Below are 18,611 nucleotides of genomic sequence, written 5' to 3' on the forward strand. Positions count from 1 at the left end.
CTGTCGTCATGCCGCCTCGGGGCCAGCCGGCGGCTGGCGACGCGCATGATAAAAATTCAAATCCTGTGCGATCTTCGCATTGAGGTCGTTGCGGGCCATGTCGTAACCGACATCGATGGCCGCAGCGAAGCCGTCGGCATTGGTGCCGCCATGGCTCTTGATGACGATGCCGTTCAAGCCGAGGAAGACGCCGCCATTGACCTTGTTCGGGTCCATCTTCTCGCGAAGGCGATCGAAAGCGCCCTTGGCGAACAGGTAGCCGATCTTGGCGAAGATGGTGCGCGACATCGACTCGCGCAGGAGCGTGGCGATCTGCCGGGCCGTACCTTCCGCCGCCTTCAGGGCGATATTGCCGGTGAAGCCTTCGGTCACGACGACGTCGACGGTGCCCTTGCCGATGTCGTCGCCTTCCACAAAGCCGTGATAGGCGATGGTCGGCAGGTTGGCCTCACGGATCAGCCGGCCGGCTTCCCTGACCTCTTCCTGCCCCTTCACCTCCTCGACGCCGACATTGAGGAGGCCGACCGTCGGTCGGTCCACCTCGAAGAGCGCGCGCGCCATGGCGCCGCCCATCAGGGCGAAATCGAGAAGCTGCTGGCTGTCGGCGCCGATCGTCGCGCCGATATCGAGCACGATGCTCTCGCCCTTCAGCGTCGGCCAGATGCCGGCGATCGCCGGGCGCTCTATATTCGCCATGGTGCGCAGACAGAATTTCGCCATGGCCATCAACGCGCCGGTATTGCCGGCCGAGACCGCGACATCCGCCTCGCCGAGCTTGACGGCCTCTATCGCGCGCCACATGGTCGACACGTAGCGGCCGCGACGGAGCGCCTGGCTCGGCTTCTCGTCCATGCTGACCGCAAGCTCACACTCATGGAAAACCGACTTGTCCCGAAGCTTCGGATATTTCGCCAGCCATGGCTCGCACTGGGCTTTCAGGCCATAGACGAGGAACGTCACATCCGGATGGCGCTCCAATGCCTTGGCGGCACCTGGAATGACGACCTCGGGACCAAAATCGCCACCCATGGCGTCGAGAGAAATTCTGATCACGCGTCCCTGATCCTTATCTTCGCCGAACGCATGATCCGTTTCACGAGGCATGCGCCAGTTCTAGCGTCTCCAGCGGCCACGCTCATGCGCGACCCTGCCGGCGAATTCGTGGCCAAAATATATTTTTTGCCGCCGCTTACAACCGCCCTCAGTCCTTTTTCCAATCTTTCAGGGCCGCAAACGGATTGGGCCGGGCGGACTTCCCGTCCGCATCGCCCTCCAGGTGATCGGCGAACTCGACGCCCGGCTTGCGCGGGTAGGGATCGATGGCGAGGGCCGCAAACTCCGTGACGGCCGCACCGGCATCGATCGTATCACCGGAGAACGGTTCCGGAAGATCGGGCCCTTCCGGATCGAGCACCATTTCGGCGGCATCGTTCGTGACGATCCGCGCAAGCTTCGAGCCTTCCGGCACGAAGATCTGTTCGAAGTCCTCATCGATCCTGGATTCGACCGGTTCCAGCGTCACGACGCAGGACTGGACGATATTCGCCTCCACGCGCCCCTTCAGGCGAACGCCATCCTTCTTCCAGCGGGCGATCTGCAGGTCGGCCTTCAGCGACCTGACCTCCAGGACCTGCCAGATATTCGCAAGGTCCTCAAGCTCGCGCGCATCGGCCTCCAGATGCACCGTTACCGGATTGGCGGAAATATGCCCGACCTTGACGGGATAGGAAAAGGGAGACCCGTCGTCTCCACCATGTCTGTTCTTCATGAAACCTCACTTTCCCGCCGGTTCGACGGGCGACGGCAGAACGGCCTCCCCGCGGGAGATCTCGTCTTCGGATACGCCTGCCAGCGCCGTTTCCGCCGCGATCATCCAGTCCGCAAGCCCCCGCATCGAGGGCGCCTCTTCCCTTCCGGGATAGATATTCCGCCGAAGCGCCGCCGCAAGAGCCTCGCCGTCCCGGCCTTCCAGGGCGGCTGCATATGTTTCCAGCCGCCCATAGAACATGCCGGCCAGCTTCTTCATGCGCTTCGGCACGCTCTGGTCGCCGATGCCGAGTTCCCGGATCGAGTGGTCGATATCCTGAAAGAAGGCGTCGACGATCTCCTGGGCGAGTTCCTGGCCGCTGGGAGCGGATTTCGCCGTGCGCCGGAAAAACAGAATCATCGCGACCGAGAGCATCTCGAAGCGCCCCATGACGGTGTCGGGCACGTCGAGATCGCTATAAAAGAAAGGAGTGCGCGCGACGGTCGTCAAGGCCGCATACTGCCGGTTGACGATCGCCTGATTGTGGTTCTTCTTCTTGAAAAGGCCGAAGATCATCTGAATTCCCGCTGTTTGTCTCCAGGAATGGGCTCGGGCCGCAGCCGCCATGTTGCATGGAAACGAAAGCTGGTTTACCGAAGCAGGCACGAATTGCAATGCCGTTCCGCCGCGCCAGCAAACGGGGCGATCATCTTTATACCCGCGATATCAGGGTGATGATCGGTCTTATGTCCCCGAATAGCCACAATGGTATGAACAGCAGGACGGGGTGAATTTGGGGGATGCGGTTGAATAAGCGGGTTTTCGGGTACGAGATGACATTCTTGAATAAGACCGCGATGGCGATGGTCGTCGCATCCATCACCGTCTCTGGCTGCACCTCCATGCAACTCGGCGACACCATGTATAATGGCTATGTGGTCGACCAGCAGTCGCTGAACCTCATCCCGGTGGGATCGAGTCGCGAACAGGTCCTGCTCACCATGGGCACCCCTTCGACGACGGCGACGTTCGACAACGAGGTCTTCTACTACATTTCGCAGAAGCGCTCGCGCCCCGTGGCCTTCATGAAGCCGAAGCTCGTCGACCAGACCATCCTGGCGGTCTATTTCGACAGGGACGGCGTGGTCGCACGCCGTGCCAACTATACGATGCAGGACGGCAAGGTGTTCGACACGATCTCGCGCACGACGCCGACGGGCGGCCGCGACCTCACCTTCCTCCAGCAACTGCTGTCGGGCGGCACCGGGGCGGCCAGCAGCGGCGCGGCAGCGGCGCGCAGCATCTTCCAGAACCTCGGAAACTGAGGCTCGACGCCTTCGGACGAAAAGCCCGCGGAGATCGCTCCCCGCGGGCTTTTTCTTTGAGTTCCGGGAGTTCCGGCTGTCAGCCTGCGAGGACCGCCAGCAGCAGCAATGCGACGATATTGGTGATCTTGATCGCCGGGTTGACCGCCGGGCCTGCCGTATCCTTGTATGGATCGCCGACCGTATCGCCGGTCACCGATGCCTTGTGCGCATCCGAGCCCTTGAAGTGCTTGACGCCGTCCTTGTCGATGAAACCGTCCTCGAAGCTCTTCTTGGCATTGTCCCAGGCGCCCCCGCCCGAGGTCATGGAGATCGCCACGAAGAGGCCGTTGACGATGACGCCGAGCAGCGAAGCGCCAAGGGCCGCGAAGGCCGAGGCCTTGTCGCCGCCGGAGATCAGGAGCACGCCGAAATAGACGACGATCGGGGCAAGCACCGGTAACAGCGACGGCACGATCATCTCGCGGATCGCCGCTCTGGTGAGGATGTCGACGGCCTTTCCGTAGTCCGGCAGTTCCTTGCTTTCCATGATGCCCGGCTTTTCGCGGAACTGCTTGCGCACTTCCTCGACGATCGAGCCGGCGGCACGGCCGACCGCGGTCATCGCAATGCCGCCGAAGAGATAGGGGATCAGGCCGCCGAAGATCAGGCCGGCGACGACATATGGGTTGGCGAGGCTGAAGGAGATTTCGCCGACGCCGTTGAAATACGGATATTGGGCGGCATTGGCGGCGAAATATTGCAGGTCGTTCGAATAGGCAGCGAAGAGCACCAGGGCGCCGAGACCGGCCGAGCCGATCGCATACCCCTTGGTGACGGCCTTGGTCGTGTTGCCGACGGCGTCGAGGGCGTCGGTCGATTTGCGCACTTCCGGCGGCAGGTGCGACATTTCCGCGATGCCGCCGGCATTGTCGGTCACCGGACCGAAGGCGTCGAGCGCGACGATCATGCCGGCAAGCCCGAGCATGGCGGTGACCGCGATGCCGGTGCCGAACAGGCCGCCGAGCTGATAAGTGGCGATGATGCCGCCGACGATGACGATGGCCGGCAGCGCCGTCGATTCGAGCGAGACCGCCAATCCCTGGATGACATTGGTGCCGTGGCCGGTCACCGAGGCCTGGGCGATCGAGTTCACCGGGCGCTTGTTGGTGCCGGTATAGTATTCGGTGATCACCACGATCAGCGCCGTCACCACGAGGCCGAGCAGTCCGCAGACGAAGAGCTTCGTGCCCGTGATCTCGAGACCCGCCACGGTTCCGACGACGCCCCAGCCGATGGTCAGCGACGTGGCCGCACCGAGGCCGAGGATGGACAGAAGACCCGTGACGACCAGGCCCTTGTAGAGGGCGCCCATGATCGAGCCGTTGGCGCCGAGCTTCACGAAGAAGGTGCCGATGATCGAGGTGACGATGCAGGCTCCGCAGATCGCCAGCGGATAGACCATCACGGTCTCCAGGACAGGCGCACCGGCGAAGAAGATCGCCGCCAGCACCATGGTGGCGACGACGGAGACCGCATAGGTCTCGAAAAGGTCGGCCGCCATGCCGGCGCAATCGCCGACGTTGTCGCCGACATTGTCGGCGATGGTGGCCGGGTTGCGCGGATCGTCTTCCGGAATGCCGGCTTCGACCTTGCCGACGAGGTCACCGCCGACATCGGCACCCTTGGTGAAGATGCCGCCGCCGAGACGGGCGAAGATCGAGATGAGCGAAGCACCGAAACCGAGCGCCACAAGCGCATCGATCACCTCGCGCGAACCGGCTGGATGACCGAGGATGGCGGTGAGCACCCAGTAGTAGATGGAGACGCCGAGGAGAGCGAGGCCCGCCACCAGCATGCCGGTGATGGCGCCGGACTTGAAGGCGATGTCGAGACCGGCGGCGAGGCTCTGCGACGAGGCCTGAGCGGTGCGCACGTTGGCGCGAACCGAGACATGCATGCCGATGAAACCCGCAGCGCCCGAAAGCACCGCGCCGATGATGAAGCCGAGCGCGGCCGTGCCGGACAGAAGCAGCCAGGCCAGAATGGCCACGACGATGCCGACCATGGCGATTGTCATGTACTGGCGCGTCAGATAGGCCTGCGCGCCCTCTCGGATATAGCCGGCGATTTCCTGCATGCGCTGGTTGCCCTGATCGGCAGCCAGCACCGAGCGCGTCGCCCAGGCGGCATAGATGATCGACAGCAGACCGCAGACGATCACACCCCAAATTACGGTCATTCGCTTTTCCTCTCCCTAATCGCCAGGCCGGCACGATCCGCCGGCCATGCACCTCGCGGCGCCGCACATCCAGCGAATGTGCGAACCTACCGCGACACTCCAAAGCGCATTCCCACGCGGGCGGCCGCCTCCCCTCCCCTGGATCGCGGAACCGCCTGCGCGGAGGCGAGATTGCGGTGGAGATGAATTGGCGTCAAGCCCCGATGGACGAGGTTGAGAACTCAGGCGGATTTTGAAGAAGATGATTTGAACATCAACGCCAGGACGAGGACGAGGCAGACGATCGTCACCGGCCAGATGATGAGGTTCATGAACGACCAGCCGTAAGCGGTGAACACCTTGCCCGAGGAAAAGGAGGAGAGCGCCACGGTGGTGAACAGGACGATGTCGTGGAACCCCTGCACCTTGTCGGCCTCGTGCGGCCTGTAGCTGGAGGCCACGATCGCGGTCGAGCCGATGAAGCCGAAATTCCAGCCGATCCCCAGCAGGACCAGGGCTCCCCAGAAATTCCAGAGTTCAATGCCCATATGGGCGACGACCGCACAGCCCATGAGGATGACGAGGCCGGCGGCGGCGATCTTTTCCACGCCGAAACGGGAGATCAGCATCCCCGTGAAGAAGCTCGGCGCGAACATGGCGAGCACATGCCACTGGATGCCGAGGGTCGCCATTTCGGAGGGGAAACCGCAGCCGATCACCATGGCGAGCGGCGCGCCGGTCATCATGAAGGTCATCAGCGCATAGGACCCTATGCCGCAGATCATGCCGGTCAGGAATCGTTGGGTCAGCACGATCTCGCGCAGCGGCCGCACCGGCATCGTGGCGGCAGCGGCGCCCGCCGTTTCCGGCAGCCGCAGCGGCGCAAGCATGACGATGGCGATCAGGCAGAGCGGTATGACGGCCATGAATGCGCCGGCAAACAGCACCGGCTCCAGCAGGTCCTTGGTCCAGATGGCAAGCTGCGGGCCAAGCACCGCGGATACGATGCCTGCCGCCAGAATCCACGAGATCGCCTTCGGCTTGTAGAAGGAGGGCGACGCGTCGGCGGCGGCAAAACGAATCTTCTGGGTAAAACCGTTGCAGAGGCCGATCAGCAGCAGGCCCAGCGCAAAGAACCAGAAATTCGACTGAAAGAGTGCGATCGCCGCCACGCCCGCGCCAAGCGCGCCCAGGATCGCTCCCAGCATGAAGCTCGACTTGCGGCCGAGTAACCGGGAGGCGATGGCAACCGCCACCGCGCCCGTCGCCATGCCGACGTTGTAGCCCGTGAGCGGCGCGGTCGAGAGCGACTTGTCCTCGCCGAGCAACTGGTAGCCGGCCAAGCCGCCCAGCGCGAAGACCAGCGGCGGTCCAGAACCGAGGATGGCCTGCACCGCGGCCAGCAGCGCGACGCTGCGTCGGGCGGCACGCAACTGTGTCTGAAGACCGTCTACCGCGCCGTCCATGCCGTCTTCCCAGTCTATTTCTTCGCTTCGCCGCGCACCTGCTTGGCTATTCGGTCAAGAACAGCATTGACGATGCGCGGCTCGTCCTCCTCGAAGAAGGCATGGGCGATCTCGACATATTCGGTGACGATGACGGCGACGGGCACGTCCTTGCGCTCCAGAACCTCGAACGTGCCGGCCCGCAGGATGGCGCGCAGCGTGGAATCGAGGCGGGAGAGAGGCCAGTCCTCCTGCAGCGAGGAGCGGATGAGCGGGTCGATCTTGACCTGGTCCCGCACCACGCCGGAAACGATCGAGCGGAACCAGGAGGCATCCGCCTTCAGATAGGTCTCGCCGTCGAGTTCCTGCCCGAGACGATGGGCCTCGTACTCGGCCACGACTTCCAGCACGCCGGTGCCGCCGACATCCATCTGGTAAAGAGCCTGCACGGCCGCGAGGCGGGCCGCCCCCCGCTGGTTCGCCGGCTTGACCGGATGCTCGCCTTCCTTCGCCATGGAATCAACCACCGTAAAGCTTTTCACGCAGCGCGATCATCGAAAGCGCCGCACGGGCGGCAAAACCGCCCTTGTCCTTGTCCGAACGGCGGGCGCGCGCCCAGGCCTGCTCGTCGTTCTCGACGGTCAGGATGCCGTTGCCGATCGCCAGAGATTCCGATACCGCAAGGTCCATCAGCGCACGGGAGGATTCATTCGAGACGATATCGAAATGATAAGTCTCTCCGCGGATGACCATGCCGAGCGCGACGAAACCGTCATAATTCGTACCGCCCTCCTCGGCCGCATCCAGCGCCATCGCGATCGCCGGCGGCACCTCCAGGGCACCCGGAACGGTGACGACATCGTAGGTCGCACCGGCTTCCTTGAGCGCGTGGGTCGCGCCGTCGAGCAGCGCATCGGACATGTCGTCGTAGAAGCGCGCCTCGACGATCAGGATATGGGGAGCGGTCTCACGCGACATGGGTCACCTTCGTCAATCGGGTCAAATCGGGCCAGTATATCTATATGGGGCTATGGCAGGCCGCGGTCAAAACACGCCCGGGACCGAATGGCAAGCAATTTTCGCTGAACGCAGCGATGCGAATCGGGAATACCTGCCGTTACGCGCCACGCCGGCCAGCCGGACCGGGGCATATTTCCCGAGCGCCGGGCGACCTGTGCCATCGACCCGGAGAACAATGCCCCGCCGTGCGTTGCCGCCGAATTCGGTTCCCGGGACCAAGCGCCGCTGCCCGGTCGTCCTGCTCTCACGAAAATCGATGCCCTTCACCTTGTCCCTTCGCAAGTATTTTACGCGGAAAACGCGAACAGTAATTGTTTTTCAGTAACTCTGGGTGAAATATCCCATAAGTTGCAGGCGGCCTTATCTCCGAGTGTCCGCACTTCATCCATTGGGGTTCAAGAAACATACGGATTGCGTCAGCGAGACACGACATGGGCGCTTCAGCAACACTGCATTCTCCTGCTGCCGATGGCATGGAAGACCTGATTTTACGCATGTCGATGGCCCGCGGCCTCGACGAGATCATGGCGGTGGTCCGTCAGTCCGCCCGCAGCCTGATCGGCGCCGATGGCGTGACCTTCGTCCTCAGGGACAACGACAAGTGTCATTATGCCGACGAGGACGCGATCTCGCCCCTGTGGAAGGGTCAGCGCTTTCCGATGGAGACCTGCATTTCCGGCTGGGCCATGAAACATGCCAGGGCCGCCGTCATCGAGGATATCTACCAGGACGATCGCATTCCGCATGCGGCCTATCGTCCGACCTTCGTGAAGAGCCTGGTGATGGTGCCGGTGCGCGAGGAGGACCCGGTCGGCGCGATCGGCGCCTATTGGGCCAGAGCCGGGCGCCCCTCGGAAGAAACGATCCGCCTCGTGCAGCGGATTGCCCATAGCGCGGCCGTCGCCATGACCAATGTCGCGCTGATCAATTCGCTCGCCGCAGCCAGGGAAGAAGCGGCGCGCGCCCGCGACGCGATGATCCTCGCCATGGCCTCGCTGGCCGAGACCCGTGATACGGAGACCGGCAACCATATCCGCCGGACACAGCACTATGTGCGGGCGCTCGCCGAGGCGCTCAAAGACTACGAGCCCTATTCCGGACTGCTGGACGACGATGTGATCGACCTGCTCTACAAGTCCGCGCCGCTGCACGATATCGGCAAGGTCGGAATTCCCGACAGCATTCTCCTGAAACCCGGCCGGCTCGAACCGGAAGAATACGAGGTGATGAAAACCCATGCCGAACTCGGCCGCGCGGCAATCGCCACGGCCGAACGCTATATGGGCTCCACCACTCCGTTCCTCAGCCTCGCCAAGGAAATCGCCCACACCCATCACGAGAAGTGGAACGGCACCGGCTATCCGCAGGGGCTGAAAGGCGAGGACATCCCGATCGGCGGTCGGATCATGGCAATCGCCGACGTTTACGACGCCCTGGTTTCAGAAAGGATCTACAAGCCCGCCATGCCGCATGACGAGGCGGTGGGCCTGATCCTCAGGGAGGCCGGACGGCATTTCGATCCGGGCCTCATCGAGGTCTTCGCCAGGATCGCCCCGAAATTCAAGGAAATCCACTGCCAGTTCGCGGATGCCGCGTGAAGCTCAGGCTTTCGCGGGGAATTCCGCCAGCCGCGCCGCATAACGCGCCATCGTGTCCACCTCGAAATTGACGAAGTCGCCCGCCTTGCGCTCGCCCCAGGTGGTGACGGCAAGCGTGTGGCGGATCAGAAGCACATCGAAATCCGTGCCTTCGACCGCGTTGACGGTCAAGGAAGTCCCGTCCAGAGCCACCGACCCCTTCGGCGCGACAAAACGGGCCAGATGTTCCGGCGCGCGAAGCCGGATGCGCACCGCCTCCCCTTCGGACTCGATGGAGAGGATTTCCGCCTTGCCGTCCACATGGCCGGAAACGATATGGCCACCCAGTTCGTCGCCGATTTTCAGCGACCGTTCGAGATTGATCCGCGTGCCTTCCTTCCAGGTCGCGATCGTCGTCAGCCTGAGCGCCTCTTCCCAGGCCTCGACCTCGAACCAGCGTTCGTTGCTGCCCTCCGCCGGAAGCCCGGTGACCGTCAGGCAGGTACCGGCATGGGCGATCGATGCCCCCATGTCGATCGTCTTCGGATCGTAACTGGTGGCGATGCGAAGCTTGATGCCTTCTTCCATGGGCGCAAGCCGCTCGACCGTGCCGACATCCGTGACAATTCCGGTGAACATCAGAAACCCCTTTCGTATTCGAAGCAGCGGTCAGGCCCGAAAGCCTCCTCGCGTATCAGTTTGAACTCCTGCGGCATATCGGATGGGGTGACCGGCGATTCAAGCCCGCCCGTCCCGACCACGCCCGTGCCCTGAAAGAGCAGTATGCGATCGACCAGACCGGCATCGAGGAAGGCTTTTGCGACGAGCGCGCCGCCCTCGACCAGAAGCGAGGAAATGCCCCGGGCGGCGAAAACCGCGAGGAGAACGTCGAGGTCCGAGGAATCCATGATCTCGACGCCGGAGCCTTCCAGCGCCTTGCGCCTGTCGACCGGCTCATCTCCTTCGGTCCCGTCCGGCATGGTCGAACGAGGCATGATCGAACGAGACGAGGCCACGACTATCACCGGCACGTCTTTCGCCGTGCGGACTAATTTCGACTCGGGAGGAAGCTGCAGCCGCCGGTCCAGCACGATACGGACGGGCGAACGGTCTTCGAGGCCGGGGATGCGGACGGTCAGTTCCGGGTCGTCGGAAAGCGCCGTCCCGATGCCGACCAGGATCGCATCCGACTGCGCCCGCAGCCGATGCACCGCATTGCGCGCGTCCGGTCCGGTGATCGACACTTCCTCGCCGCGCCGGCCGAGTTTCCCATTGGCGGAAACGGCAAGTTTCAGAGTCACATAGGGACGCCCCCTCGTCTGGCGCATGAGGTAGCCCGCAAGCGCCCTGCGCCCCTCGTCCTGCATCAGGCCGCTCTCCACCGCGATGCCCGCTTCGCGCAGGATCGCCAGCCCCCGGCCGGAAACGCGCGGGTCCGGGTCGGTCAGGGAAACCACCACGCGTGCGACACCGGCTTCCACCAGGGCGTTGGCGCAGGGCGGCGTCCTGCCGTAGTGCGAGCAGGGTTCGAGCGTGACATAGGCCGTCGCGCCCCTCGCCTTTTCCCCGGCGTTTTCGAGCGCCTGGGTTTCGGCATGCGGACGGCCGCCGGGGGCGGTCACCGCCTCGCCGACGACTTCGCCATCCTTGACGATCACGCAGCCGACGGAGGGATTGGTGCCGGTCAGGCCGGTATTGCGGCGCGACAGTTCGAGCGCCCGCGCCATGAACCGCCGGTCGTCGGCCGCACCCATCCGCTCAGGGCTCCATGCCGGGATCGCGGGCAATCTTGGCATTGATCTCGGAGATCACCTTCTCGAAGTCCTCCGCATGGGAGAAATCGCGGTAGACGGAGGCGTAGCGCACGAAAGCCACGTCATCCAGGCTCTTCAATGCCTCCAGAACCTGCAGGCCGATTTCCTCCGAGGAAATCTCGCTCTCGCCGGAGCTTTCAAGCCTGCGGACAATGCCGGAGACCGCCCGCTCGATCCGGTCGTTGTCGACCGGCCGCTTGCGCAAGGCGATCTGGAAGGAACGCACCAGCTTGTTGCGGTCGAAAGGCACCTTGCGGCCGGTCTTCTTGACGACCATCAGCTCGCGGAGCTGTACGCGCTCGAACGTGGTGAAGCGGCCTCCGCAATCCGGACAGATGCGCCGCCGGCGGATGGACGTGAAATCCTCCGCCGGACGCGAATCCTTGACCTGCGTGTCTTCCGATCCGCAATAGGGGCAGCGCATCGCCTCTCCTCAGGGACTTACATATAGGGGTACATGGGGAAACGGTTGGTGAGCGTCACGACCTTGTCGCGCACACCGGCTTCCACCGTAGCGTTGCCCTCGTCGGAATTGGCCGTCCTCAGGCCATCGAGAACCTCGATGATGAGGTTGCCGATCTCCTTGAATTCCGCTTCCTTGAAACCGCGCGTCGTGCCGGCCGGCGTGCCGAGGCGGATACCGGAGGTGACGAAGGGCTTTTCCGGGTCGAAGGGGATGCCGTTCTTGTTGGTGGTGATGTAGCCGCGGCCGAGAGCCGCTTCCGCGCGCTTGCCCGTGGCGTTCTTCTTGCGAAGGTCGACCAGCATGAGGTGGTTGTCGGTGCCGCCGGAAACGATGTCGAGGCCGCCCGCCTTCAACGTTTCCGAGAGCACCTTGGCGTTTTTGACGATCTGGGCCGCATAATCCTTGAATTCCGGCTGCAGCGCTTCGCCGAAGGCAACAGCCTTGGCGGCGATGATGTGCATCAGCGGCCCGCCCTGAAGCCCCGGGAAGACGGCCGAATTGATCTTCTTCGCCAGTTCCTCGTCATTGGTCAGGACGACGCCGCCGCGCGGGCCGCGCAGCGATTTGTGCGTCGTGGTGGTGGCGACGTGGCAATGCGGGAACGGCGACGGATGCTGGCCGCCGGCGACGAGGCCGGCGATATGGGCCATGTCGACCATCAGGTAGGCGCCGATCGAATCGGCGATCTCGCGGAAGCGCTTCCAGTCCCAGATGCGCGAATAGGCCGTGCCGCCGGCGATGATCAGCTTCGGCTTGTGCTCCTCGGCCTTCTTCTGCACCTCGTCCATGTCGAGGAGGTTGTCGCCTTCACGCACGCCGTAGGAGACGACGTTGAACCACTTGCCGGACATGTTGACCGGCGAACCGTGGGTCAGGTGTCCACCGGAATTGAGGTCGAGGCCCATGAAGGTATCGCCCGGCTGCAGGAGAGCCAGGAAGACCGCCTGGTTCATCTGCGAACCGGAATTCGGCTGGACGTTGACGAAGTTCACGCCGAACAGCTTCTTGGCGCGTTCGATCGCGAGTTCCTCGGCGATATCGACGAACTGACAACCGCCGTAATAACGCTTGCCCGGATAACCCTCCGCATATTTGTTGGTCATGATCGAACCCTGCGCTTCAAGCACGGCGCGGGAAACGATGTTCTCCGAAGCAATCAGCTCGATCTCGTGGCGCTGGCGACCCAGCTCCTTCTCGATCGCACCAAAGATTTCCGGGTCGGATTCGGCGAGAGTACGAGAGAAGAAGGCATTGGTGTTCGACATGTGCGAAGCTCCTCAAAAAGGGTGGGCGTGCAATCACGCCTCTTAGCCCTCCGGCTTTCGCAGAGCAATATGGCAGAGCGACATTTGCCGGCCCGAAGACGCGGCAAGGCGGCCTGAAAACCAAAAAGCCGCATCCTTTCGCGATGCGGCTTCCCATCTCCTGAAACAACGCGCCTCTTATTGCGGCAGCAGGTCGTCGTCGGCGGCACCGGCCGGACGTTCGATGCCGGTCGTTGTCTGGAGCGCCAGTTCCTGATTGCCGTCACGCTCGTAGATGTCGTCGCGGAACTGAACGACACGGTCTTTCGCCGACCACGCCGTGATGTAGACGATATAGACCGGCACTTCCACGGCGAGCCTGATCGGGTTGTTCTGGCGCGTCGAGATGACGCGCTCGATCTCCTGGCGCGACCAGCCGGACGTATCCCGCAAAAGCCAGGTGATGAGGTCGCGGACGTTCTGCACGCGCACGCAGCCCGAGGATTCGAAACGCATCAGCTTGTTGAACAGGCCCTGCTGGGGCGTGTCGTGCATGTATTCGTTGTTCGGGTTGTGGAAGTTGATCTTCGTCGAAGACATCGCGTTGATCTTGCCCGGGTCCTGGCGGAACATCAGGTTCGGAGCCTTCGGGGCGAACCAGTCGATCGATTCCGGCGCGACCTCGCCACCCTTGCCATCGATCAGGCGGATGTTGTTGCGGGTGAGATAGGTCGGGTCCTTGCGCATCAGCGGCACGATGTCCTTTTCGACGATCGAGCGCGGCGCGGTCCAGTAGGGGTTGAGGATGACTTCGTAGATCTTCGAGTTGATGACGTGCGTCGGACGGTCGATACGGCCGACGACCGCGCTGTTGCGCAACGCCACGCGGCCGTTCTCCACAGCCTCGATATGAGCGGCCGGAATATTGACCGTCACGTAACGGGAGCCGAGATCGCCAGCCATGGACTGAAGCCGCACGATGTTGGTTTCGAGCTGACGCAGGCGCACGTCCGCCGATATGTTCATCGCCTTGACCGTGAACTCGCCCATTACGCCGTCAGCCGGCAGGCCGTGGCGCGCCTGGAAGCGCTTGACCGCGCCGTCGACGTAGCTGTCGAAGGAGGAGGACATGCCGGCCTCGCGCGGCAGGTCGCCCGAGATCATCAACCGCTGGCGCAGAACCTGGACGGACGGGTCGACGACGCCGAGCCGCAGGCGCTGGGCAGCGGGGCTGACTTCCGGCCATCCACCGTTCGAAACGATTTGCTGATAATCGAGCATCGCCTGCTGGATGTTGGCCGGGCCGTCAGGCCCGAGGACCGGATTGTTCGAGACGACGTTGACGGCGGTGCGCGACGCGGCCTTCGCATCGAACTGGTCGTCCCAGGTGCCGCGGCGCGGCGCGTTGATGAGATCGTCGACCGCCGACTGGGCGAGCGCAGGTGCGGCGAGCGCCGCGGCTCCGGCCGAAACGGCCGAGCGAAGCAGCGCACGGCGGGAAAGAGCTTCAGATCCAATCTTCTTCGACATCATACTACCCATCTGGTCCCAAGCATCATTGAAAATGCCTACCGGTATATGGTTAACAAATGCGCAAAAGAATGCGCCAATGGAGCCCGGTTTTCGTTGTCGCAGTATCGTGAAGCGCGAAGTCCCGCCGGCCCGTTTCCATCTGCGGGTCCCATAGCAATATGGCGAATTGGTGTCAGGTGCCGTCCCGTCACAAAGCCGTGTGGGCGTGTGATTTTTTTGCCTGCCTCCGGGGCGATCCCGCGCCGAAACGCGGTGCGTCCGGCCTGGCCCGAGAGGGAGGCCTGCCGGCCGATCCGCGCGCCCTGCCTGCCCAAAGGCCATCCCGGCTTCCAACGCGAAAACCGGAGGCGCAGGGGACGCATCCGGTTCCGATCGCTGTGGAGGTCTTTTCACCGGCCACCGTCCCGTGGATGAGGCGGCCGCCGGGGCTTTCCGATTACAGGCGATAGAGGATCTGGTCGTTCCAGAAACGGTCGAGACGCTGCAGCAGCTTGTTCATCTGGGCGAAGTCGCCCTCCCCGATGCCGCCGACCTTTTCGATCGAGCCGATATGGCGCTCATAAAGCCTGGCGACGGTCTCGGCGATCTCCTGGCCTTCCGGCGTCAGGCTGATGCGGACCGAGCGGCGGTCGATGCGCGAACGCTGATGGTTGATGAAACCGAGGTCGACCAGTTTCTTGACGTTGTAGGATACGTTGGAGCCGAGATAGTAACCGCGGGAGCGCAGTTCGCCGGCCGTCAGTTCCGAGTTGCCGATGTTGAACAGCAGGAGAGCCTGGACGGCGTTGACATCGTCGCGACCCTGGCGGTCGAACTCATCCTTGATCACATCGAGAAGACGGCGGTGCAGGCGTTCGACCAGATGCAGCGATTCCATATAAAGGGCGCGAATGGTTTCTTCATGCGGATCTGCTACGACCGGTGCCGCCTGCGGCTTCAGTTTCGTGTTCATCATGACTGCCTCACTCTGTTTTGTTTGGCGGTGTCTGTTTTCTGCCCGCCTTGAGTGAGACCCTATCGAAAGCGCATAAAATTCGACTTAAAACATAGGCTTAACAAAAACTTACCGCGTTTCGTCGAATTCCTCCGTCCCGATGCCAGCCACTGGAGCAACGGATACCGATCATTATAAATCAATGACTTAGAGACAATTTTTCCGCCAAATCCGGCCGCCAAAGCTTTAGTTTCAGGGTTAATCAATTCTTACCCGTTCGGCTTTCCGGCGCGCTTCAATCCATAAGGAGAGGCGAAAAACGATGTAAAGCGCGGCGACGAGACCGTGCATGAGGGGCACGAGCCGGTTATGTCCGAAGATATCCGGCCAGATCATATACATGAGGACCTGCGAGACCGCGGCGATCACCCAGAGCACCGGTCCCCAGGATACGGTGAGCCACAGGCCGAGCGAAGCGACCGGGAAAAGTACGGCCAGTGACGATGCCGCCACCTTCCAGGGCGTGTTCAGGAGATCGAAGCGCGCCATGCCGTGCAGGGAATAGCCGACCAGCATCGCCCAGTATTGCAGGCCGAACCAAAAGCAGATGAGAGCGATCAACCGCAGGAAGATCACGTAAAGGATTTCCGTCATGGTGCGCTTCGGCACGCTCAGTGAATCAGGTTCCATGACGCCACTCTAGCCGCGAGAGGCCTCCGTCGCCAACCGGGATCGCGACGACGCTGCGGCGATCCCGCCCATTCGCAAACAACGTCCCCCGTGGTATGGACCCGCACGACGGAAAGAAGACGGGAAGAATGGAGGCAGCAGCCATGGACAAGACGCATCTGGTCGACGAGATCACCGGCCACCGCCGCATGCGGCGCAACCGCAAGGCCGACTGGACGCGCAGGCTGGTGCAGGAAAGCCGGCTTACCGTCGATGACCTCATCTGGCCGATCTTCATCGTCCCCGGATCGGGGATCGTCGATCCGATCGCCGCCATGCCCGGCGTCAGCCGCATGAGCGTCGACAAGGCCGTGGAAGCCGTCAGGGAGGCCGCCGGTCTCGGCATCCCGGCGATCGCCACCTTTCCCGATATCGAGATGGAGCTGCGCGACGAGACGGGTTCCAACAGCCTCGTCGCCAACAACCTGATCAACCAGGCGACCGCCGCGATCAAGAAAGCCGTGCCGAATATCGGCGTCATCACCGATGTCGCGCTCGACCCCTTCACCAGCCACGGCCATGACGGCATCCTGCGCGACGGCGTGATCGTCAACGACGAAACGGTCGAACAGGTCGTCAAGGCCGCGGTGATGCAGGCCGATGCCGGCGCCGACATCATCGCGCCGTCGGAAATGATGGACGGCCGCATCGGCGCTATCCGCCGCGCGCTCGACGCCGCCGGGCACCAGGATGTCGGCATCATGTCCTATGCGACGAAGTTCTCGTCAGGCTTCTACGGCCCCTATCGCGAGGCGATCAACACGAGCGGCCTGCTGAAGGGCGACAAGAACAGCTATTACATCTCGCCGGCGAATGGCACCGAGGCCATCCGCGACGCCGCCCTCGATGTCGAGGAAGGCGCCGACATGCTGATGGTCAAGCCGGGCGTCGCCTATCTCGACATCTGCTGGCGTATCAAGGAAGCCTTCGGGTTGCCCACCTTCGCCTATCAGGTTTCCGGCGAATACACGCAGATCAAGGCAGCCGCGATGAACGGCTGGATCGACGGCGACCGGATCATGATGGAGACGCTGCTCTGCTTCAAGCGCGCCGGCTGCGACGGAATCCTCACCTATTTCGCCGTCGACGCGGCGAAAAGACTGGCGAAAAGCGGCTGACCTTGTTCTAGACGCAGCCTCATCCCATATCCATGGGTAGAAACCGGAGACGAAACCCGATGAGCCTCGACCCGAACCCGACCTATGCCGCACCGGACGACTGGCGCGCCTATAGCGGCGTGTTGTCGCGCCGGGTCTTCGCCTTCATCATCGATTACCTGATCGTATTGCTGCTATGCATTCCCGCGGCGGTGGTCGTCTTCTTCCTGGGCATCATCACGCTCGGCCTCGGCTTCGCGCTCTACCCGGCCCTTTTCGTGATCGTCGCGCTCCTTTATTTCGGCCTGACGCTCGGCGGGCCGAGCCAGGCCTCGCCCGGCATGCGGGCGATGGGCATCGCCATGGCCCGCCTCGACGGCCGGCGGATGGATTTCCTGACGGCCGTCGCCCATACCGTGATCTTCTGGATCATCAACTCCGTGCTGACGCCGCTCATCCTGCTGGTCGGCCTCTTTACGGAGCGCTCGCGCCTCGTGCACGACCTGCTGCTCGGCACGGTCATCGTCCGTACCGCGTGACGCTCCGCTCCCTATCATGAAGTTTTATCGTGCAAGCCTTGCCGCACGACGCTGCACATGGTTGACGTTTTACGTTTATGCGCCATGGTAGATGCTTACGAGAATAAAGACGGGACCACCGCGACGCAATGAACACCCAGGCAACGCCCTCACCGCAGTTTTATCTGACGGCCCCGGCAGTTTGTCCCTACCTCCCGGGTGAGATGGAGCGCAAGGTCTTTACCCATCTGGTCGGCCCGCGCGCCGCCGAGATGAACGACCTGCTCACTCAGGGCGGCTTCCGGCGGTCGCAGAACATCGCCTATCGCCCGGCCTGCGAATCCTGTCGCGCCTGCATTTCGGTCCGCATCCTCGCCCACGACTTCCAGCTCAACCGCTCGATGCGGCGCGTGCTGGCGGTCAATGAGGACCTCGTTTCGACCGTCTATCCGGCGCAGCCCTCCACCGAGCAATTCTCGCTCTTCCGCCGCTATCTCGACGACCGGCACCAGCGGGGCGGCATGTCCGACATGTCGGCGCTCGATTATGCGATCATGGTCGAGGACACACACGTCAATACCCGGATCATCGAATACCGCCGACGGGAGCCGGGTTCGGGCATCAGCGAGCAGCCGCGTGGCGAATTGCTGGCCGTCGCGCTCACCGACATGATGAGCGACGGGCTTTCGATGGTCTATTCCTTCTTCAATCCCGAACTCGAAAAACGTTCGCTCGGGACGTTCATGATCCTCGACCACATCAACCGCACGAAAGCGCTCGGCCTCCCGCATGTCTATCTCGGCTACTGGGTCAAGGGGTCGACGAAGATGGGCTACAAGACCCGCTTCCAGCCCCAGGAGCACCTGACACCGCGCGGCTGGGAGCTCTACGATCCGGAAAAGGACGGCTAACCTCCCTCTGGCCGTGATTGCTTCGGCAGCAACCTCATGTTATAACTCCGT

General features: G+C 62.8%; 19 protein-coding genes. 5 read left to right on the forward strand and 14 right to left on the reverse strand.

What is annotated here, in order from left to right:
• Nucleotides 1-6 precede the first annotated feature (6 nt).
• From plsX to ACFFP0_RS19870, 3 genes are all read right to left on the reverse strand, one after another.
• On the reverse strand, nt 7-1,053 hold the full coding sequence (gene plsX, locus ACFFP0_RS19860) for a phosphate acyltransferase PlsX (protein ID WP_377263933.1): 1,047 nt from the start codon (nt 1,051-1,053) through the stop codon (nt 7-9).
• A 148-nt stretch (nt 1,054-1,201) separates the two neighbouring features.
• Nucleotides 1,202-1,768 carry a YceD family protein gene (locus ACFFP0_RS19865; RefSeq protein ID WP_377263934.1) on the reverse strand — a complete coding sequence of 189 codons (567 nt, stop codon included), beginning with the start codon at nt 1,766-1,768 and terminating at the stop codon, nt 1,202-1,204.
• Between the two features lie 6 nt (nt 1,769-1,774).
• Nucleotides 1,775-2,323 (reverse strand): ubiquinol-cytochrome C chaperone family protein, encoded by a 549-nt coding sequence (locus ACFFP0_RS19870; RefSeq protein ID WP_377263935.1) that lies wholly within the window; start codon nt 2,321-2,323, stop codon nt 1,775-1,777.
• A gap of 224 nt (nt 2,324-2,547) precedes the next feature.
• Here ACFFP0_RS19870 and ACFFP0_RS19875 point away from each other — a divergent pair, with 224 nt between their 5' ends.
• Nucleotides 2,548-3,072 carry an outer membrane protein assembly factor BamE gene (locus tag ACFFP0_RS19875; protein ID WP_377263936.1) on the forward strand — a complete coding sequence of 175 codons (525 nt, stop codon included), beginning with the start codon at nt 2,548-2,550 and terminating at the stop codon, nt 3,070-3,072.
• A gap of 79 nt (nt 3,073-3,151) precedes the next feature.
• On the opposite strand, the gene ACFFP0_RS19880 is transcribed toward ACFFP0_RS19875, so the two are convergent.
• The 4 genes from ACFFP0_RS19880 to ribH all read right to left on the reverse strand — a co-directional run bounded on the left by ACFFP0_RS19880 (nt 3,152) and on the right by ribH (nt 7,695).
• Nucleotides 3,152-5,293, reverse strand: a complete 2,142-nt coding sequence (locus ACFFP0_RS19880) for a sodium-translocating pyrophosphatase (RefSeq protein WP_377263937.1) — start codon at nt 5,291-5,293, stop codon at nt 3,152-3,154.
• A gap of 221 nt (nt 5,294-5,514) precedes the next feature.
• Nucleotides 5,515-6,738, reverse strand: coding sequence for an MFS transporter (locus ACFFP0_RS19885; protein WP_377263938.1), 1,224 nt, complete (start codon nt 6,736-6,738; stop codon nt 5,515-5,517).
• Nucleotides 6,739-6,752: 14 nt separating this feature from the next.
• Nucleotides 6,753-7,232 (reverse strand): transcription antitermination factor NusB, encoded by a 480-nt coding sequence (gene nusB, locus ACFFP0_RS19890; RefSeq protein ID WP_377263939.1) that lies wholly within the window; start codon nt 7,230-7,232, stop codon nt 6,753-6,755.
• Nucleotides 7,233-7,236: 4 nt separating this feature from the next.
• Nucleotides 7,237-7,695: a 6,7-dimethyl-8-ribityllumazine synthase gene (gene ribH, locus ACFFP0_RS19895; RefSeq protein WP_377263940.1), complete on the reverse strand. Its 459-nt coding sequence runs from the start codon at nt 7,693-7,695 to the stop codon at nt 7,237-7,239.
• 473 nt (nt 7,696-8,168) lie between these two features.
• Between ribH and ACFFP0_RS19900 the strand changes: the two genes are divergently transcribed.
• Nucleotides 8,169-9,335 (forward strand): GAF and HD-GYP domain-containing protein, encoded by a 1,167-nt coding sequence (locus tag ACFFP0_RS19900; protein WP_377263941.1) that lies wholly within the window; start codon nt 8,169-8,171, stop codon nt 9,333-9,335.
• A gap of 3 nt (nt 9,336-9,338) precedes the next feature.
• Here the strand turns inward: ACFFP0_RS19900 and ACFFP0_RS19905 are convergent, their stop codons facing one another.
• The 7 genes from ACFFP0_RS19905 to ACFFP0_RS19935 all read right to left on the reverse strand — a co-directional run bounded on the left by ACFFP0_RS19905 (nt 9,339) and on the right by ACFFP0_RS19935 (nt 15,995).
• A complete protein-coding gene (locus ACFFP0_RS19905) occupies nt 9,339-9,953 on the reverse strand; it encodes a riboflavin synthase (RefSeq protein ID WP_377263942.1) in 615 nt (204 codons plus the stop codon).
• The gene (gene ribD / locus ACFFP0_RS19910; protein ID WP_377263943.1) at nt 9,953-11,068 is read right to left on the reverse strand and encodes a bifunctional diaminohydroxyphosphoribosylaminopyrimidine deaminase/5-amino-6-(5-phosphoribosylamino)uracil reductase RibD; all 1,116 of its coding nucleotides are present in this window, start codon (nt 11,066-11,068) and stop codon (nt 9,953-9,955) included. Before ribD ends, ACFFP0_RS19905 begins: the two co-directional genes overlap by 1 nt.
• Nucleotides 11,069-11,072: 4 nt before the next feature.
• Entirely contained in the window at nt 11,073-11,552 is a 480-nt protein-coding gene (gene nrdR, locus ACFFP0_RS19915) for a transcriptional regulator NrdR (RefSeq protein ID WP_377263944.1), read from the reverse strand.
• Between the two features lie 17 nt (nt 11,553-11,569).
• Nucleotides 11,570-12,859: a serine hydroxymethyltransferase gene (glyA, locus tag ACFFP0_RS19920; RefSeq protein ID WP_377263945.1), complete on the reverse strand. Its 1,290-nt coding sequence runs from the start codon at nt 12,857-12,859 to the stop codon at nt 11,570-11,572.
• A gap of 177 nt (nt 12,860-13,036) precedes the next feature.
• A complete protein-coding gene (locus ACFFP0_RS19925) occupies nt 13,037-14,368 on the reverse strand; it encodes a L,D-transpeptidase family protein (RefSeq protein WP_377263946.1) in 1,332 nt (443 codons plus the stop codon).
• Between the two features lie 439 nt (nt 14,369-14,807).
• Nucleotides 14,808-15,323: a transcriptional regulator LdtR gene (ldtR, locus tag ACFFP0_RS19930; RefSeq protein WP_377264338.1), complete on the reverse strand. Its 516-nt coding sequence runs from the start codon at nt 15,321-15,323 to the stop codon at nt 14,808-14,810.
• Between the two features lie 240 nt (nt 15,324-15,563).
• Nucleotides 15,564-15,995 (reverse strand): DUF6163 family protein, encoded by a 432-nt coding sequence (locus tag ACFFP0_RS19935; protein ID WP_377263947.1) that lies wholly within the window; start codon nt 15,993-15,995, stop codon nt 15,564-15,566.
• Between the two features lie 143 nt (nt 15,996-16,138).
• On the opposite strand from ACFFP0_RS19935, the gene hemB reads away from it, so the two are divergent.
• The 3 genes from hemB (at nt 16,139) to ACFFP0_RS19950 (ending at nt 18,560) form a co-directional block, all read left to right on the forward strand.
• A complete protein-coding gene (gene hemB, locus ACFFP0_RS19940) occupies nt 16,139-17,152 on the forward strand; it encodes a porphobilinogen synthase (RefSeq protein ID WP_377263948.1) in 1,014 nt (337 codons plus the stop codon).
• 59 nt (nt 17,153-17,211) lie between these two features.
• A complete protein-coding gene (locus ACFFP0_RS19945; protein ID WP_377263949.1) occupies nt 17,212-17,670 on the forward strand; it encodes an RDD family protein in 459 nt (152 codons plus the stop codon).
• A 128-nt stretch (nt 17,671-17,798) separates the two neighbouring features.
• On the forward strand, nt 17,799-18,560 hold the full coding sequence (locus tag ACFFP0_RS19950) for an arginyltransferase (RefSeq protein WP_377263950.1): 762 nt from the start codon (nt 17,799-17,801) through the stop codon (nt 18,558-18,560).
• Nucleotides 18,561-18,611 lie beyond the last annotated feature (51 nt).

The organism is Neorhizobium puerariae, assembly GCF_042429745.1.
Classification (GTDB): Bacteria; Pseudomonadota; Alphaproteobacteria; order Rhizobiales; family Rhizobiaceae; genus Neorhizobium; species Neorhizobium puerariae.

Bases quoted from the DNA above. Each gene is read 5' to 3' on its own strand.
- ACFFP0_RS19865 (WP_377263934.1), bottom strand. From the start codon at position 1,768: ATGAAGAACAGACATGGTGGAGACGACGGGTCTCCCTTTTCCTATCCC.
- ACFFP0_RS19870 (WP_377263935.1), bottom strand. From the start codon at position 2,323: ATGATCTTCGGCCTTTTCAAGAAGAAGAACCACAATCAGGCGATCGTC.
- ACFFP0_RS19875 (WP_377263936.1), top strand. From the start codon at position 2,548: ATGCGGTTGAATAAGCGGGTTTTCGGGTACGAGATGACATTCTTGAAT.
- ACFFP0_RS19880 (WP_377263937.1), bottom strand. From the start codon at position 5,293: ATGACCGTAATTTGGGGTGTGATCGTCTGCGGTCTGCTGTCGATCATC.
- ACFFP0_RS19885 (WP_377263938.1), bottom strand. From the start codon at position 6,738: ATGGACGGCGCGGTAGACGGTCTTCAGACACAGTTGCGTGCCGCCCGA.
- nusB (WP_377263939.1), bottom strand. From the start codon at position 7,232: ATGGCGAAGGAAGGCGAGCATCCGGTCAAGCCGGCGAACCAGCGGGGG.
- ribH (WP_377263940.1), bottom strand. From the start codon at position 7,695: ATGTCGCGTGAGACCGCTCCCCATATCCTGATCGTCGAGGCGCGCTTC.
- ACFFP0_RS19900 (WP_377263941.1), top strand. From the start codon at position 8,169: ATGGGCGCTTCAGCAACACTGCATTCTCCTGCTGCCGATGGCATGGAA.
- ACFFP0_RS19905 (WP_377263942.1), bottom strand. From the start codon at position 9,953: ATGTTCACCGGAATTGTCACGGATGTCGGCACGGTCGAGCGGCTTGCG.
- ribD (WP_377263943.1), bottom strand. From the start codon at position 11,068: ATGGGTGCGGCCGACGACCGGCGGTTCATGGCGCGGGCGCTCGAACTG.
- nrdR (WP_377263944.1), bottom strand. From the start codon at position 11,552: ATGCGCTGCCCCTATTGCGGATCGGAAGACACGCAGGTCAAGGATTCG.
- glyA (WP_377263945.1), bottom strand. From the start codon at position 12,859: ATGTCGAACACCAATGCCTTCTTCTCTCGTACTCTCGCCGAATCCGAC.
- ACFFP0_RS19925 (WP_377263946.1), bottom strand. From the start codon at position 14,368: ATGTCGAAGAAGATTGGATCTGAAGCTCTTTCCCGCCGTGCGCTGCTT.
- ldtR (WP_377264338.1), bottom strand. From the start codon at position 15,323: ATGAACACGAAACTGAAGCCGCAGGCGGCACCGGTCGTAGCAGATCCG.
- ACFFP0_RS19935 (WP_377263947.1), bottom strand. From the start codon at position 15,995: ATGGAACCTGATTCACTGAGCGTGCCGAAGCGCACCATGACGGAAATC.
- hemB (WP_377263948.1), top strand. From the start codon at position 16,139: ATGGACAAGACGCATCTGGTCGACGAGATCACCGGCCACCGCCGCATG.
- ACFFP0_RS19945 (WP_377263949.1), top strand. From the start codon at position 17,212: ATGAGCCTCGACCCGAACCCGACCTATGCCGCACCGGACGACTGGCGC.
- ACFFP0_RS19950 (WP_377263950.1), top strand. From the start codon at position 17,799: ATGAACACCCAGGCAACGCCCTCACCGCAGTTTTATCTGACGGCCCCG.